This is a genomic window from Rathayibacter sp. AY1C2, assembly GCF_002931195.1.
Taxonomy (GTDB): Bacteria; Actinomycetota; Actinomycetes; order Actinomycetales; family Microbacteriaceae; genus Rathayibacter.
The window spans coordinates 70,463-84,260 of the sequence record NZ_PSWG01000010.1 but is presented as its reverse complement, the minus strand read 5'-3'; the positions used below and the strand labels follow the sequence as shown (position 1 = coordinate 84,260).

Below are 13,798 nucleotides of genomic sequence, written 5' to 3'. Positions count from 1 at the left end.
GACGTGCGGGCGTCTCGAGACGCCGCTGCGCGGCTGGTCGACCGGCATGAGGCAGCGGCGGTCGCGAGACGCCGCTGCGGCGTCCGTCAGACGAGCAGCTGGTGCTTGGCGAGGTCCCGGTAGAGCGGCGTCGACTCGACGAGCTCGGAGTGGGTGCCGACTCCCACGACCTCGCCCTTCTGCAGCACGACGATGCGGTCGGAATCGACCACCGTCGACAGGCGGTGCGCGATCACCAGCAGGGTCCGGTTCTCGGCGACCGCGTCGATCGCCAGGCGCAGGCGCTGCTCGTTGAGGCCGTCGAGGCTCGACGTGGACTCGTCCAGCAGCAGGATCGGCGGGGCCGCCAGGAGCGCGCGGCCGATCGCGAGGCGCTGACGCTCGCCGCCCGAGAGCATCACTCCGCTCTCGCCCACCGGCGCGTGCAGGCCGAGCGGGTTGCGCTCGAGCACGTCGGTCAGGTTCACCGCCTCGAGCACCCGGAGGCAGTCGGCGTCGTCGGCGTCGGGGCGGCCGAGGACGAGGTTCTCGCGGATGGTGCCGGCCAGGACCGGGGCGTCCTGCTCGACGTAGCCGATCTGCGCGCGGAGCGCGTCGCGGTCGATGGCCGTGATGTCGACACCGCCGAGTCGGACGACGCCGGCCTCCGGGTCGTAGAACCGCTCGATGAGGGCGAGGATCGTGCTCTTGCCCGCTCCCGACGGCCCGACCAGGGCGGTGCGCTTGCCGCGCGGCACGGTGAAGGAGACGCCGCGCAGGACGGTGCGGTCGCGCTCGTCCGCTACGGCCGCCGCGTCGGGCACGGCGCCCTCCTCGTAGGAGAACACCACGTCCTCGAAGGAGATGGCCTCCTCCGCCACGCCGGCGCCGAGGCCGCCCGCGGAGGCGTCGCCGTCGCCCTCGATCGGCAGGTCGATGATCTCCTGGATGCGGCCGAGGGCGCCCAGCGCCGAGTTCACCGAGGTGATGGCGCCGATGAAGTTGCCGAGCGGCATCACCATCATGAAGAGGAAGAGGATGAACGAGACCAGCTGGGCGATGTCGATCGCGCCGGACGCGACGCGGTAGCCGCCGACGCCGAGGACGGCGAGGAAGGCGACCTGCATGGCGATCCCCGCCACCGGCACCACGAGGGCCGAGACGTGCGCGACCCGGATCCCGAGGCGGTACGCCTCCGTCGCGTGCTGGTCGACGACCGCGATCTCGCGATCGGTGGCTCCGGCGGCACGGATCGTCCGGACGGCGCTGATGGCGCGCTCGACGGCCGCGGCCAGATCGCCGACCTTCTCCTGGGCCTTGCGGCTGGCGGTGCGGATGCCGCGGCCGAGGGTCAGCGCGAGCCCGAGGGCCACCGCCACCACCGCCACGATGATCAGCAGCAGCACCCAGTCGATGACGGCCATCGCGATGATCGCGCCGACGAAGACGAGGGAGCCCGCGATCGAGTCGACGAGCCCTTGGGTCAGCACCGCGCGCAGGAGCGTGGAGTCGGAGCCGACGCGCGAGACGAGGTCGCCGGTGCGGCGCGCGTCGAACTCCCGGATGGGGAGGCGCAGCAGCCGCGCGACGAGGCGGCGGCGGCTCGAGAGCACGATCCCCTCGCCGGTGCGCTGGAGCAGGTAGTGCGCGAAGCCCGAGATCAGCCCGGAGGCCACGACCAGGCCGACGAGGGCCCACACCAGCGGGCCGAGATCGAGACCGGACTGGACCCGGGTGATGACCTGGCCGACGAGCAGGGGCTGGCCGAGGCTCGCCGCCGCTCCGAACAGGCTGAGGACCACGACGACCGAGAGGATGCCGCGGTGCTCGAGCAGGTAGGGCACGAGCTGCGAGAAGGAGGCGCGGGGTCCGTCGTCGCGGGAGGGTCGTCGTCCGCCGCGCCGGGAGGTGGTGGTGCTCATCGCCCTCCATTCTGCCCCGTCGTCGCTGCGAGCAGGCCGCCAGAGGGCGGGCCCGGTGCTCAGGGAGGCGGCGGAGACGCGGACGGCCCGCCGGGGGATCCCGACGGGCCGTCCTCTGCAGGAGTCCTACGAGACGTTGTCGTGGTACGACGCGTTCTTCGTCTCCTTGGAGAGCAGGAGCGCGATCAGCGTCAGCACGGCCGCGGCGCTGAGGTAGAGGCCGACCAGCACGGTGCTGCCGCCCGCCGCCCTCCAGAGCGCGACCGCGATGATCGGCGCGAGGGCCGCTCCGAGGATCGACGCGAGGTTGTACGCCATCGCCGAGCCGGTGTAGCGGACGTTGGTCGGGAACAGCTCGGGGAGGACGGCGCCCATCGGGCCGAAGGTCAGGCCCATCAGCGTGAAGCCGAGGATCAGGACCGCCATGACGCCCGCGAAGCCGGCGCTGAACAGGGGCACGAAGAGCAGGCCGAACACGAGGATCGCCGCGGTCACCACGAGCAGCGTGCGGCGGCGGCCGAAGCGCTCCGCGAGCGGGCCGGAGACGAGCGTGAAGATCCCGAAGAACACGACGCCGACGATCAGCATGACGAGGAAGTCGTTGCGCGTGTAGCCGAGGCCCGGGACCGCGCCGTCGACGGGTGAGGTGCCGTAGGTCAGCGTGAACGTGGTCATCAGGTAGAAGAGCACGTAGGTCGCCAGCATGATGAAGGTGCCCAGGATGAGCGGGCGCCAGCTGGTGACGAAGACGCGGGCGAGGGGCAGCTTGGCGACCTCGCCCTTCTCGACGACCTTCTGGAACGCGGGCGTCTCGACGAGCTTGAACCGTACGTAGAGCCCGATGATCACGAGCACGGCGCTCGCCAGGAACGGCACGCGCCAGCCCCACGCCGCGAACGTCTCGTCGCTCATCGTGCTCGCGAGCACCAGGAACAGGACGTTGGCGACGATGAAGCCGATCGGTGCGCCCAGCTGCGGGAAGGTGCCGTAGATGGCGCGCTTGCCGGCCGGTGCGTTCTCGGTCGCGAGCAGCGCGGCTCCGGACCACTCGCCGCCGAGGCCGAGGCCCTGGCAGAAGCGCATCACGACGAGCAGGAACGGAGCGAGGAACTCCCAGCCGGGCGTGAGCGCGGTGGGCAGGCAGCCGATCAGGAAGGTCGCGACGCCCATGGTGAGCAGCGAGGCGACGAGGGTGCCCTTGCGGCCGACGCGGTCGCCGAAGTGGCCGAAGATGATCGACCCGATCGGGCGCGCGATGAACGCGACGCCGAAGACGGCGAAGGAGGCGAGGAGGGCCGTGGCCGGGTCCTCGTTGACGAAGAAGAGCGACGGGAAGACCAGGACGGCGGCGGTCGCGTAGGCGTAGAAGTCGTAGAACTCGATCGAGGTGCCGATGAGGCTGGCGAGGATGACGCGGCCGCGGGAGTTCTGCGGGGCGGCTGCTGGCGCGTCGGAGACGGCGGGAGAAGACATAAGGGAGGGGCTCCGTGTGGACGGCGGCTCCCCCCCCCGAGCCGGCGGGGCGGGGCGTCGATCGGGCGTCGCGGGCCGCTGAGGCGAGGGGGAGGAGAGAGGGGTCGCTCGTGACGACCCGTCCACTTTACTCCGTGTTCTCCCAGGTTCGTGTGCGGGCGGCCCCAGGACGGGGGCCGCCCGCAGTGGTTCAGCCGCGCAGCGAGCGGAGGAGCAGAGCGGTCGAGACCGCCGCCTCGGCCGCCTCGCGCCCCTTGTCCTCCTTCGAGCCGGGAAGGCCCGCGCGATCGATGCCCTGCTGCTCGGTGTCGAGGGTGAGCACGCCGAAGCCGACCGGCTTGCCGGTCAGGATCGAGACGGTGGTGAGCCCGGAGGTGGCGGCGTCCGAGACGTACTCGAAGTGCGGGGTGCCGCCGCGGATGATCACGCCGAGGGCGACGACCGCGTCGGCCCCCGCCTCCAGGGCCGCCTTCGAGGCGACGGGCAGCTCGAACGAGCCGGGCACGCGCACGAGCGACCAGGACGCTCCGGCCTCGTCGAGGGCTCGGCTCGCTCCGGCGATCAGGCCGTCGCTGATCTGCTCGTGCCAGGTCCCCGCGATGACGACGACGCGCAGTCCTGCGCCGTCGAGAGGGGAGGTGGTGGGGGCGCCGCTACCGGCCATTGCTACTCCTTCGTGGTGGCGCCGGCGATCCCGGCGTCGAGGGCGAGGCCGGAGATCCCGGCGTCGAGGGGGTCGTGGTCGAGGACGCTGTCGAGGGTGTGGCCCATGCGGTCGCGCTTGGTCTCGAGGTAGCCCTCGTTGAAGGCGCCGACTCCGACGACGAGCGGCACGCGCTCGGCGACGACGATGCCGCGGTCGGTGAGCTGGCGGACCTTCTCGGGGTTGTTGGTGAGCAGGCGGACCTCGGTGAGGCCGAGGTCCTCGAGGATCCCGACCGCCGCTCCGTAGTCCCGCGCGTCAGCGGGGAGCCCGAGGGCGAGGTTCGCGTCGAGGGTGTCGAGGCCGTCCTCCTGCAGGCGGTAGGCGCGCAGCTTGTTGATCAGGCCGATGCCCCGGCCCTCGTGACCGCGGAGGTAGACGACGACGCCGCCGTCCCGCTGGATCGTGTCGAGGGCGGCGTCGAGCTGGGGCCCGCACTCGCACTTCAGCGAGCCGAACGCCTCGCCGGTCAGGCACTCGGAGTGTACGCGCACCAGGGCGGGCCGCCCCGCGGCGACCTCTCCCGCGAGGATCGCGACGTGATCCGCTCCGGTCTGCCGGTCGCGGTAGGCGCGGATGCGGAACGGGCCGTGGGTGGTCGGCACCGTGGTCTCGACCTCGAAGCTCACGCGCGCGCTCTCCGGGACCGCGACCGTGACGGGCACCTCCGCGTCGCAGTGGAACTCCTGCAGGTACGCGATGAGGGCCGCGACCGTGGTCACCGGCACGCCCTCGCGCTCGCCGAGAGCGATCAGCCCGGGCAGCCGCATCATCTCGCCGTCCTCGGCGACGATCTCGGAGATCGCGCCCACGGGGTACAGGCCGGCGAGCTTCATCAGGTCGACCGCCGCCTCCGTGTGCCCATCGCGCTCGCGCACGCCGCCGTCGACGGCGCGCAGCGGCAGGATGTGGCCGGGGCGGTTCAGGCGGGAGGGGGTCGCCTCGGGGTCGGCCAGCACGCGGAGGGTGTGCGCGCGGTCGGAGGCGCTGATGCCGGTGGAGAGCCGGTCGGCCGCGTCGACGGACAGCGTGTAGGCGGTGCCGCGCGGGTCCTCGTTCTCGACCACCATCAGCGGCAGGGCGAGGCGGTCGGCGATCTCGTTGGTCATCGGCGCGCAGATGAACCCGGAGGAGTGGCGGACCATCCAGGCGATCGTTTCCTGGCTGGCGAGCTGGGCCGAGACGATGACGTCGCCCTCGTTCTCGCGGCCCTCGTCGTCCGCGACGATGATCGGGCGCCCGGCGCGCAGCGCCTCGACGGCCTCGGGGATGGTGGCGAGGCTCATGAGCGGGCCTCCGCGATCGAGCGCAGCGCGAGCATCCGCTCCACGTGGCGGGCCAGGACGTCGGTCTCGATGTTGACCTGATCGCCGATCGCGCGCGCGCCCAGCGTGGTGACGGCGAGCGTCTCGGGGATCAGCGAGACCTCGAACCACTGCTCCGGCTCGGCGGCGGGGCTGATCGCCGAGACGGTCAGCGAGACGCCGTCCACCGCGATCGAGCCCTTGTCGACGACGAGCGGAGCGATGCCGGTCGGCAGCGAGAACCGCAGCACCCGCCAGGCCTCGCCCGGTGCGATCGCGAGCAGCGTCGCCGTGCCGTCGATGTGGCCCTGGACGATGTGGCCGCCGAGCCGGTCGCCGACCAGCGCGGCGCGCTCGAGGTTCACAGGGTCGCCGACGCCCACGGTGTCGAGGGTCGACATCCGCAGGGTCTGCGCCATGACGTCGGCGGTGAAGCCCTGGTCGGTGTGCTCGACCACGGTGAGGCAGACGCCCGAGACCGCGATCGAGTCGCCGTGCCGCACGCCCTCGACGGCGAGGGGCCCGCGGATGCTGAGGCGGATCGCGTCGGCGCCCGCCTCGACAGCGGTCACGACGCCCTTCTCCTCGATGATTCCGGTGAACATCAGTGGGTCTCCATCTGCAGGGCGTGGGGGAGGCGGGCCGGGGTGCCGGCACCGCCCGCGGGGAGGACGTCGGGGCGCGCGGTCACGAGGAGGTCGTCGCCGAGGATCTCGACCGAGCGGAGGGAGAGGCGCCGGGCCCCGCCGATGCTCTCCACGCCGAGGTCGCCGAGCGCGAGGCGGGGGCCGCCGAGGAGCGCGGGCGCGAGGAACACGAGGTACTCGTCGACCAGTCCGGCGGCGACGAGCGCGGAGGCGAGGGTCGGTCCGGCCTCGACGTAGACGCTGCGGATCTCGGCGAAGTAGAGGTGCGCGAGGACCGCGGCGAGGTCGCGGGTGCGCTCGACCACGACGGCGCGGGGGTGCTCGTGCAGGCGGGCGCCTGGCGGCATGGGGCGCGTGCCGACGACGACGGGCACCGGCTGGTGGGCGAGGAGCTCGCCTCCGTCGCCGCGGGCGGTGAGCGCGGGATCGTCGGCGAGGACGGTCCCGGTGCCGACGACAATCGCGTCGTGCGCGGCACGCTGCTCGTGCACGCGCTGCCGGGCCGCCGCTCCGGTGATCCAGCGGCTGCTGCCGTCCGCCGCCGCGGTGCGGCCGTCGAGGGTCGAGGCCCACTTGAGCGTGACGAAGGGGCGGTGCAGGCGGGTCGCGGTGAGCCACGGGTGGAGGAACTGCTCTCCCTCCTCGGCGAGCACGCCCTCGATCACCTCGACGCCGGCCTCGCGGAGGGTGCGACCGCCGCCGGCCGAGCGCTCGCCCGGGTCCGGCACGGCGTAGACGACGCGGGAGACGCCCGCCTCGATCAGGGCGCGGCTGCAGGGACCCGTGCGCCCTGTGTGGTCGCACGGCTCGAGCGAGACGACGGCCGTCGCGCCCTCGGCGGCGCCCGCCGCGACGTGCGACAGGGCGTCGACCTCGGCGTGCGCGGTGCCGGCTCCGTGGTGCCAGCCCTCGCCGAGGACGGTGCCGTCGGGCGCGAGGATCACGCAGCCCACGCGCGGGTTGGGTCCGCGGGCGGGCCCGCGCTCGGCGAGCGCCAGCGCCCGGCGCATCGCGTGCTCGTAGTCGATCGTCATTCCCGGTTCTTCCGTTCGTCGCCGAACTCCGGGGTCTCGATCGACGGTGCGCGGGCACCGTCGCTCAGCATCGCGCGGTGATGCGCGACGCTCGTGCTGCCTCTCCTCCGGACTTTCACCGTCGGTCCTGGAGTTCCACCAGGTCAACCGCCGCCCCTCTCGAGGGGCTGCGGCTCGCGGACTGTGACCGCCGGTTCGGAATTCCCACCGACCCCGGAGCACGTGCTGTCCGGTCAGCCTACTCACCCGCCGCCCGGAGGGAGCCTCCGCGCGTCACACTCCCTGCGCACGGTCGGCTCCGTGCGTCCCGGAGCCCGTCGGCGCTGCGGTCGCCCGTCGTCTCCGCACGGTGGACGGCCGCGCTGCGTCCCCTCCGTCGATCACTCTTCGTTTGCCGTAGAGGTCGGTTGCATCCCAAATTGGATAGTCCGATCGTTCGACTCCGGTTGGCGTATACCGGCCGGGCTGGTCAGACACGGAATGTCCTCCACCGGCGACGGAGATTTTCGCCGCTCAATGGCGCGACGAGAATCTCCGTCGATCGAGGCTCCGAGGTCAGCTCTCCCGCTCCTCCGCGCGCATGCGCCTCCTAGCGCGTCGAGCTACCTCCACGGTAAAAGCAGTGAGGACCAGTCCCGTTCCAGGCCCGACGAAGGGCGTGAGAACGGCGCGTGCATCGGTGAACCAGAACAGAAGCAATAGAACCGCTGTACCGCCGAACAGCAGAAGCGCCAATCCTCCAAGGATGGGATTGCGCAATTCTCGGCGCATCGCCCGACTGAGATCGTGATCAGAGGCCATTGAATCTCCTTCGCTGTTCTTCGCGCGCTCTAACAGCGCTGGATGACCGGGTGCAGAGAGCCACCTATAGTGAGGTAGCGTGCGCCGAGGCACTGGCCAGAGTTGTTCGCTTGAACTGCGGCGACGTGGAATACGGCGCCGTAAGCGCCGCACACCGCTCCGAGGGGGGCGAATGCGGCCGTCATTGATCCGCACAGTAATCCTGCCGCTGCTGCGGTAGATTGCGACGCGGTTTTCGTCTCGGTTCTGTTGAGCATGATTGTACAGAATGCGATGTCACAGGCGAGGCTGGGGTCGGCGACCACGGGATAGGATGCGCCCGTGTGATGCACTCTCTGCACCAGCGTGCCGCCGTCGATCGAGAAACTGGTCCTGACAGGAGCGCCGGTGGAATCTGAGGCCCAGGCCGGATTTATGAAGTTGACGGTCCGTCCGTGTGAATCCTTCACCGCAACCGAGTGGTCGATGAACTCAAGGATGGCGGGTTCTCCATCCACGGTCACGTCGAATCTGTAATCAGATGGGGCTGCCTGGTCCTTGATGAGAGCAAAGCCCGCATTGAGAACATGGCCTGCCCCTGTGAACGCGTAATCGTAGGAGTCGCTCATGTTGTAGACGAGCGCGCCTGAAGGCCCGACGCTCGCCGATCGGACAGCGGTTCCTGGAGTGATGCCGACGCTGTGGTTCCTGTATTCGGCCGTGAGGCCGGACTTCGTCGAGAGGGAGCCGCTCGGCTCCAGGTGCTCTGATTCGGAGCTTAGTCGAGCGGCGCGTTCACTGGAGGCGGCGATAGGCGTGAGCAAGCCGAGAGATTGCATTGTCGATTCTGCTGTTCGGGTCGCTGTGACGACTCCCGGTTCGGCCGTCGCAGGTGTCGCGACCAATGAAGTGAAAGCAAGTACGGTGCCCATGAGCAGCGCTAGAACCGATCTTCTGGTGCCTGGCAAGAACATTTCCTTCTCTCAACGTCATCTTTGACACCAGTCACAATTGCAGGGTTATCGCAGATCATCAATGATCGGGCGGGTTCCAGAAGTCCGATGGCGCGTTCGGAGGACCATTCGCCTAATGGTGTCCTTGGCGGGTCGCTCTCGTCGAGTCCCGCGCGGCGGAGGGCGCTCGGTTCAGTTCCGGTGCTCGTCCACCCAGCGCGGGAAGGGGTCCGCGTACTCCGCCCAGGCGGCGGGGCCGGCCAGCAGCTCCTCGGGGGTGAGCAGGCAGCTCTGCAGGACGGCGGTCAGCCTCCCGGTGTCCAGGCCCGTCCCGAAGAAGGCGAGCTCCTGGCCGAGAGGCGCGTCCTCGTCCCAGCTGAGCAGGCTGGTCGGGTCCAGCGTCAGCACGTCGCCGGCGACGGACCACGAGCCGACCCGGTCGGCGCGCGTCGCCAGGCGCACCAGGCCGCGGGAGCGGAGGATGCGGCCCACCTTCTCCGCCACCAGCTCCCCGTGGACCGCCGTGCTCAGGCGGCCGGGGTGGAAGGGCAGTGGATCGCGGAACACGAACTCCTCGACGGTCGTGCCCGAGGCGCGGCGCCGCGAGGTCCCGTTGAGGGCGCACTGCCAGCCCATCGAGGAGGCGATCGCGTGCGCGCGCCGGGGGTGGAGCCTCCGTGGCTCCGCCGGGAGCTCACCGGCGGGGAGGAGATCGGCGGTGGGGGCGAGTGCTCGCAGGAGGTCGCGGACGAGTGCGGTCCGCTCGGGGTCGCTCTCGGAGAGGGGCTCGGCGAGGGCGATGAGGCTCGAGAACTCCAGGCGGGCGGCGAGGCGCTCCGCCGAGTCGAAGGAGGGGCCCGCGCCGCCGCAGAGCACGCGCAGGATCTCCTCCGTCGACGTCACGGCGACCACGTCGAGGATCGCGATGAGGGTGTCGGCGGGATGCCGCTGCGCGCAGAGGTGCTCGAGCACGAGTCCGATCTCGAGCGGGTCGGCCTGGCCATCGAGGGCGACGACCGTGTGACCGCGGTGGCCGTCGTCGGCGTCGGCCGCGAGGCGCCGGTGGAGCTCCTCGGCGAGAGCGGGACCGTCGGCGCCGGGCGGATCGACCTCGAAGGCGATCCGGGACTCGGGCCTGCCGGCGAGGAGTGCGGCGGTCCGCCCGGCGTCGCGGGGGTCGGTCGCGGTGACGAGGGTGACGGCGAGGACGGGGGGTGCGGGGTGGTGGGGCTCCATGGACCGCTACTCTATCGATAACAGTTCTCATTAACGACAGGAGCATCCGTGAAGGTCCGCAACTCCCTCAGGTCGATGAAGGCGCAGCCCGGCTCGCAGGTGGTCCGCCGCCGCGGCCGCGTCTTCGTGATCAACAAGCTGAACCCGCGCTTCAAGGCACGTCAGGGCTGAGTGCCGACGGGAGGGTGCGAGCCCTCCCGTCGTGCACGGCCTCAGTGCTCGTCGTAGTGGCCGGCGTGAGCGGCGTGCTTGTGGCCGTCGTGGACGAAGTCGACGTGGTCGTCGTGCTGCACGGTCTCGTGCCCGCAGGCGTCGCCGTGCTCGTGGTCGGCGGTCGAGTGCTCGGCCTCCGACTCGTGCTCGTCGTAGTGGTCGCCGTGCAGGGCGTGGTGGTGCGTGCCGTGGACGTAGTCGACGTGGTCCTCGTGCTGCACGGCCGGGTGACCGCAGCCCTCGCCGTGCTCGTGCTCGGTGACGGGGTGCTCGGCGTGGAGATCGGTGGTGCTCATGGTGCTGCCTTTCCGGATGCGGGGGCCGCGGACGCGACGGGCTCCAGTCGACCAGATCCATAAACGCATTGCAATGGATGCGCCTAATCGAGAGCGATCATCGTTCCCGACAAGGACGGAGGTCACCCCTCCAGGGCGTGCCGGACAGCGTCGTCGACGATGTGCGTGACGTGGGTGTCAACGACGGAGTAGTGCGCCTCGCGGCCCACGCGCTCGACCGCGACCAGCCCGGCGGTGCGGAGCATCCGCAGGTGCTGCGAGACCAGCGGCTGCGAGAGCCCGGTCACCTCGGCCAGCCGCCCGACCGTCGACGTCTCCTCGGTGAGGGCCCGGAGCAGGCGCAGCCGGGAGGAGGAGGACAGCACCTTGAAGAGCTCGGCGGCGGGTTCGAGGTCCTCGGTCATCTGCTCATGTAAGCAGAGGTGCATGCGCCGTGTCCGCGCGGCGCCCCGCGCGCCTCCGGCTACCCTCGGTGCGATGGACGAGGACAGGTACGGGCAGGACGTGCTCGCCGGCGACTGGCGCGCCCGCGGCAGGGTCGAGGTGGCGGTGGTCGAGGCCGAGCGCGATCTGGTGGTCGAGGAGGTCGCCTCCGGCTTCGTGGGTGCCGTGCTCGGCGTGGAGCTGCGGATGGTGCGGCTGGAGGACCGGTTCGGCAAGGTCCGCGTGTTCCCGCTGGGGCCCGGGTTCCTCCTCGAGGGGAAGCCCGTGTCGCTGAAGGCGCCCGGGCTGAAGCGCGACGCCGGCCTCGGTCGCGCGCGCTCCGCCTCCGGCTCCTTCCACGTCGCCGACGCGAAGGCGCGGGTCGCCCTGCCCAGCCGCATCTACGTCGAGGGCCGGCACGACGCCGAGCTGGTCGAGAAGGTCTGGGGCCACGACCTGCGGGTCGAGGGCGTCGTCGTCGAGTACATCGAGGGCGTCGACAACCTCGACGAGCTGGTGCGAGAGTTCCGGCCCGGTCCGGGGCGCCGCATCGGCGTGCTCGTCGACCACCTGGTGCGCGGCTCGAAGGAGTCGCGGATCGCCGACCAGGTCGCCGCCGGTCCGCACGGCGCCCACGTCCTCGTCGTCGGCCACCCCTACATCGACGTCTGGCAGGCCGTGAAGCCCGGCCGGATCGGCCTGGAGCGCTGGCCCGAGATCCCGCGCGGCACCGAGTGGAAGCACGGGATCTGCGAGGCGCTCGGCTGGCCGCACGAAGAGCAGGCCGACATCGCGCGCGCCTGGCAGCGCATCCTCGGCCGGGTGCGGACCTTCCAGGACCTGGAGCCGGCGCTGCTGGGCCGGGTCGAGCAGCTCATCGACTTCGTGACGGAGCCCGCATGACCCGGCACGCGGGGCTCGGCCTCGCCCTCGACGCCGTGCTCGTCCTGGTCTTCGTGCTGATCGGCCGCGGGAGCCACGACGAGGGGTCGGCGCTGATCGGCCTGCTCACCACGCTCTGGCCGTTCCTGGCGGCGCTCCTGCTCGGCTGGGTCGTCACGCGCTCGTGGCGCTCCCCGGACCGGATCGTGCCCGCCGGGCTCGTCGTCTGGGCGGTGACCGTCGCGGGCGGGATGCTCCTGCGGATCGCCTCCGGGCAGGGCGTGCAGTGGAGCTTCGTGATCGTGACGGCCGTCGTGCTGGCCGTGTTCCTCCTCGGCCGCCGCGCTCTGACGCGGCTGATCGCCCGCCGGCGCTAGGCGGACCGGCGGCTCAGCCCACCCGCACCCCGAAGTGCTCCGCGAACAGCGGCAGCAGGAGGCTGAGCTGCAGCTCGGAGAGGGTGGCGCCGCGGAGGCCGTCCAGCCCGGTGAGCACGTGCAGCTCGGCGCCGCGCAGATCGAGGTGCTCGATCCGGGCCCGGGAGAGATCGAGGGAGCGGACGTCGCAGTCGACCAGGCGCAGCCGCGTGCCGGTCGCACCCGCCAGGTCGAGCTCGTCGATCGTGCAGCGCTCGAGCAGCACGTCGCGCACCGCGGCTCCGCGGAGGTTCAGGTAGCCGAGCTTGCAGTCGGCCACGCGCACCTGCTCCCAGGTGCTCTCGTAGAGCTCGGCCGAGCCCAGCCGCGAGGCGAGCAGCTCGACGGATCGGAGCCGGCTCCGCGGCGCCGAGAGCCCGGGGACGTCCAGCCGCTCGAGCCGCGACTCCGCGATCGACGCGGCCCGCAGCTGGGCGCCGTCGAGGACCACTCCCTCCAGCACGCACTCGCTGAAGGAGGCCGCGGTGAGATCGGCGCCGGTGAGGTCGGTGCCGGCGAAGCGCAGTCCTTCGGCGTGCTCCCGGGCGCCCGTGTCCCCGGCGTACCCCTCGGCGAGGCCGTCGAGGAGGAGGGGGTCGAGCCGGGGAGGAGCGGTCGCGTCGCGCACGCGGCGAGCCTAGTGCTGGCACCATGGCGGCATGCCCCGCCTGCTCGCCGTGTGCCGCGTCGCCCGCCTCCTGCCCGACTCCGGCACGGTCGGCGTGACCGCGATCGACAAGCGGCCGGTCGAGGGTCCCGTCGGAGTGCGCGACCTGGGCCTCTACGGCGACGTGCAGGCCGATCGCGCGCACCACGGCGGCCTCGACAAGGCGCTCTACGCCTACTCCGACGAGGACGCGCTCTGGTGGGCGGAGCGCCTGGGGCGGCCGGTCGCCGCGGGGATGTTCGGCGAGAACCTGCGGATCGCGGGCCTCGACGTGAGCGGAGCCGTGATCGGCGAGCGCTGGCGGATCGGCGAGGCGGTCGAGGTCGAGGTGACGATGCCGCGGACGCCGTGCGCGACGTTCCAGCGGGCCCTCGGAGAGCCCCAGTGGGTGAAGCGCTTCGCCGACGAGGGGCGCACCGGCGCGTACCTGCGGGTGCTGCACCGCGGATCGGTGGAGGCGGGCGACGCCGTCGAGGTGCTGAGCCGGCCCGGGCACGGCGTCCCGGTCGACCGCTGGTACCGCGAGCACAGCCCGGCGGACGCCCAGGCGCTCCTCGAAGCGGAGGAGGCGGGTGCGCTCCGGCCGGCTCCGGCGCTGCGGGCGTCGATCGAGCGGGCGCTCGCCTGACCCGGTCTACTCCCCGCGCGCCTCGCGCTTGAGGCGGCGCTTGACCGCTCGCTCCGTCAGCACCGTCAGGTAGTCCTGCACGGGCCGGTCCTGCAGGTCCGCGAGCTCCTCGCGCACGAGCGGCGCGACCTGCTCCTCGGAGTGGTCGGGGAACTTCTTGCGCACGTTCGCGGTCACGTCGCGCACCACCTGGTCGAGATCGAAGTCGGTCGTCATGCGGAGATCCTGGCCCCTCCAGGTGA

The 13,798-nt window shown here is 71.7% G+C and carries 17 protein-coding genes and 1 riboswitch; of the genes, 4 read left to right on the top strand and 13 right to left on the bottom strand.

Annotated elements, in window-relative coordinates; all coding sequences use genetic code 11:
- Positions 1 to 86 precede the first annotated feature (86 nt).
- The 9 genes from C5C55_RS09325 to C5C55_RS09295 all read right to left on the bottom strand — a co-directional run bounded on the left by C5C55_RS09325 (position 87) and on the right by C5C55_RS09295 (position 10,031).
- Positions 87 to 1,901 carry an ABC transporter ATP-binding protein gene (locus tag C5C55_RS09325; RefSeq protein WP_104233721.1) on the bottom strand — a complete coding sequence of 605 codons (1,815 nt, stop codon included), beginning with the start codon at positions 1,899 to 1,901 and terminating at the stop codon, positions 87 to 89.
- Between the two features lie 126 nt (positions 1,902 to 2,027).
- Positions 2,028 to 3,374: an MFS transporter gene (locus C5C55_RS09320; protein ID WP_104222221.1), complete on the bottom strand. Its 1,347-nt coding sequence runs from the start codon at positions 3,372 to 3,374 to the stop codon at positions 2,028 to 2,030.
- Between the two features lie 190 nt (positions 3,375 to 3,564).
- Complete coding sequence (ribH, locus tag C5C55_RS09315; protein ID WP_104233720.1) at positions 3,565 to 4,038, bottom strand: 6,7-dimethyl-8-ribityllumazine synthase; 474 nt, start codon at positions 4,036 to 4,038, stop codon at positions 3,565 to 3,567.
- Between the two features lie 2 nt (positions 4,039 to 4,040).
- The gene (gene ribA / locus C5C55_RS09310) at positions 4,041 to 5,363 is read right to left on the bottom strand and encodes a GTP cyclohydrolase II (RefSeq protein WP_104222225.1); all 1,323 of its coding nucleotides are present in this window, start codon (positions 5,361 to 5,363) and stop codon (positions 4,041 to 4,043) included.
- Positions 5,360 to 5,986, bottom strand: a complete 627-nt coding sequence (locus tag C5C55_RS09305) for a riboflavin synthase (RefSeq protein ID WP_104233719.1) — start codon at positions 5,984 to 5,986, stop codon at positions 5,360 to 5,362. The genes ribA and C5C55_RS09305 overlap by 4 nt, the downstream gene beginning before the upstream one ends.
- Positions 5,986 to 7,062 carry a bifunctional diaminohydroxyphosphoribosylaminopyrimidine deaminase/5-amino-6-(5-phosphoribosylamino)uracil reductase RibD gene (gene ribD / locus C5C55_RS09300; RefSeq protein WP_258065115.1) on the bottom strand — a complete coding sequence of 359 codons (1,077 nt, stop codon included), beginning with the start codon at positions 7,060 to 7,062 and terminating at the stop codon, positions 5,986 to 5,988. The genes C5C55_RS09305 and ribD overlap by 1 nt, the downstream gene beginning before the upstream one ends.
- A 91-nt stretch (positions 7,063 to 7,153) precedes the next feature.
- Positions 7,154 to 7,286: riboswitch (FMN riboswitch) on the bottom strand.
- A gap of 331 nt (positions 7,287 to 7,617) precedes the next feature.
- Positions 7,618 to 7,863 (bottom strand): hypothetical protein, encoded by a 246-nt coding sequence (locus tag C5C55_RS16330; RefSeq protein WP_146078468.1) that lies wholly within the window; start codon positions 7,861 to 7,863, stop codon positions 7,618 to 7,620.
- Between the two features lie 29 nt (positions 7,864 to 7,892).
- Positions 7,893 to 8,681, bottom strand: a complete 789-nt coding sequence (locus tag C5C55_RS16325) for a hypothetical protein (RefSeq protein ID WP_146080925.1) — start codon at positions 8,679 to 8,681, stop codon at positions 7,893 to 7,895.
- Positions 8,682 to 8,987: 306 nt separating this feature from the next.
- Positions 8,988 to 10,031, bottom strand: coding sequence for a GTP-binding protein (locus tag C5C55_RS09295; protein WP_104233718.1), 1,044 nt, complete (start codon positions 10,029 to 10,031; stop codon positions 8,988 to 8,990).
- Between the two features lie 48 nt (positions 10,032 to 10,079).
- Between C5C55_RS09295 and ykgO the strand changes: the two genes are divergently transcribed.
- The gene (gene ykgO, locus C5C55_RS09290) at positions 10,080 to 10,202 is read left to right on the top strand and encodes a type B 50S ribosomal protein L36 (protein ID WP_104226896.1); all 123 of its coding nucleotides are present in this window, start codon (positions 10,080 to 10,082) and stop codon (positions 10,200 to 10,202) included.
- 41 nt (positions 10,203 to 10,243) lie between these two features.
- On the opposite strand, the gene C5C55_RS16860 is transcribed toward ykgO, so the two are convergent.
- Positions 10,244 to 10,540: a hypothetical protein gene (locus C5C55_RS16860; protein ID WP_104222233.1), complete on the bottom strand. Its 297-nt coding sequence runs from the start codon at positions 10,538 to 10,540 to the stop codon at positions 10,244 to 10,246.
- 122 nt (positions 10,541 to 10,662) lie between these two features.
- Positions 10,663 to 10,944, bottom strand: a complete 282-nt coding sequence (locus C5C55_RS09280; protein WP_104233717.1) for a metalloregulator ArsR/SmtB family transcription factor — start codon at positions 10,942 to 10,944, stop codon at positions 10,663 to 10,665.
- Positions 10,945 to 11,017: 73 nt separating this feature from the next.
- Between C5C55_RS09280 and C5C55_RS09275 the strand changes: the two genes are divergently transcribed.
- Complete coding sequence (locus tag C5C55_RS09275) at positions 11,018 to 11,866, top strand: DUF3097 domain-containing protein (protein ID WP_104233716.1); 849 nt, start codon at positions 11,018 to 11,020, stop codon at positions 11,864 to 11,866.
- On the top strand, positions 11,863 to 12,222 hold the full coding sequence (locus tag C5C55_RS09270) for a DUF3054 domain-containing protein (RefSeq protein ID WP_104233715.1): 360 nt from the start codon (positions 11,863 to 11,865) through the stop codon (positions 12,220 to 12,222). Before C5C55_RS09275 ends, C5C55_RS09270 begins: the two co-directional genes overlap by 4 nt.
- 13 nt (positions 12,223 to 12,235) lie before the next feature.
- Here the strand turns inward: C5C55_RS09270 and C5C55_RS09265 are convergent, their stop codons facing one another.
- Positions 12,236 to 12,889: a pentapeptide repeat-containing protein gene (locus tag C5C55_RS09265; protein WP_104233714.1), complete on the bottom strand. Its 654-nt coding sequence runs from the start codon at positions 12,887 to 12,889 to the stop codon at positions 12,236 to 12,238.
- Positions 12,890 to 12,920: 31 nt separating this feature from the next.
- Here C5C55_RS09265 and C5C55_RS09260 point away from each other — a divergent pair, with 31 nt between their 5' ends.
- On the top strand, positions 12,921 to 13,556 hold the full coding sequence (locus C5C55_RS09260) for an MOSC domain-containing protein (RefSeq protein WP_104226901.1): 636 nt from the start codon (positions 12,921 to 12,923) through the stop codon (positions 13,554 to 13,556).
- 6 nt (positions 13,557 to 13,562) lie between these two features.
- On the opposite strand, the gene C5C55_RS09255 is transcribed toward C5C55_RS09260, so the two are convergent.
- On the bottom strand, positions 13,563 to 13,772 hold the full coding sequence (locus C5C55_RS09255; protein WP_104262881.1) for a three-helix bundle dimerization domain-containing protein: 210 nt from the start codon (positions 13,770 to 13,772) through the stop codon (positions 13,563 to 13,565).
- Positions 13,773 to 13,798 lie beyond the last annotated feature (26 nt).

Bases quoted from the DNA above. Each gene is read 5' to 3' on its own strand.
- C5C55_RS09255 (WP_104262881.1), bottom strand. From the start codon at position 13,772: ATGACGACCGACTTCGATCTCGACCAGGTGGTGCGCGACGTGACCGCG.
- C5C55_RS09270 (WP_104233715.1), top strand. From the start codon at position 11,863: ATGACCCGGCACGCGGGGCTCGGCCTCGCCCTCGACGCCGTGCTCGTC.
- C5C55_RS09275 (WP_104233716.1), top strand. From the start codon at position 11,018: ATGGACGAGGACAGGTACGGGCAGGACGTGCTCGCCGGCGACTGGCGC.
- ribH (WP_104233720.1), bottom strand. From the start codon at position 4,038: ATGGCCGGTAGCGGCGCCCCCACCACCTCCCCTCTCGACGGCGCAGGA.
- C5C55_RS09320 (WP_104222221.1), bottom strand. From the start codon at position 3,374: ATGTCTTCTCCCGCCGTCTCCGACGCGCCAGCAGCCGCCCCGCAGAAC.
- C5C55_RS09280 (WP_104233717.1), bottom strand. From the start codon at position 10,944: ATGACCGAGGACCTCGAACCCGCCGCCGAGCTCTTCAAGGTGCTGTCC.
- C5C55_RS09325 (WP_104233721.1), bottom strand. From the start codon at position 1,901: ATGAGCACCACCACCTCCCGGCGCGGCGGACGACGACCCTCCCGCGAC.
- C5C55_RS16330 (WP_146078468.1), bottom strand. From the start codon at position 7,863: ATGGCCTCTGATCACGATCTCAGTCGGGCGATGCGCCGAGAATTGCGC.
- C5C55_RS09260 (WP_104226901.1), top strand. From the start codon at position 12,921: ATGCCCCGCCTGCTCGCCGTGTGCCGCGTCGCCCGCCTCCTGCCCGAC.
- ribA (WP_104222225.1), bottom strand. From the start codon at position 5,363: ATGAGCCTCGCCACCATCCCCGAGGCCGTCGAGGCGCTGCGCGCCGGG.
- C5C55_RS09295 (WP_104233718.1), bottom strand. From the start codon at position 10,031: ATGGAGCCCCACCACCCCGCACCCCCCGTCCTCGCCGTCACCCTCGTC.
- ribD (WP_258065115.1), bottom strand. From the start codon at position 7,062: ATGACGATCGACTACGAGCACGCGATGCGCCGGGCGCTGGCGCTCGCC.
- C5C55_RS16860 (WP_104222233.1), bottom strand. From the start codon at position 10,540: ATGAGCACCACCGATCTCCACGCCGAGCACCCCGTCACCGAGCACGAG.
- C5C55_RS16325 (WP_146080925.1), bottom strand. From the start codon at position 8,681: ATGCAATCTCTCGGCTTGCTCACGCCTATCGCCGCCTCCAGTGAACGC.
- C5C55_RS09305 (WP_104233719.1), bottom strand. From the start codon at position 5,986: ATGTTCACCGGAATCATCGAGGAGAAGGGCGTCGTGACCGCTGTCGAG.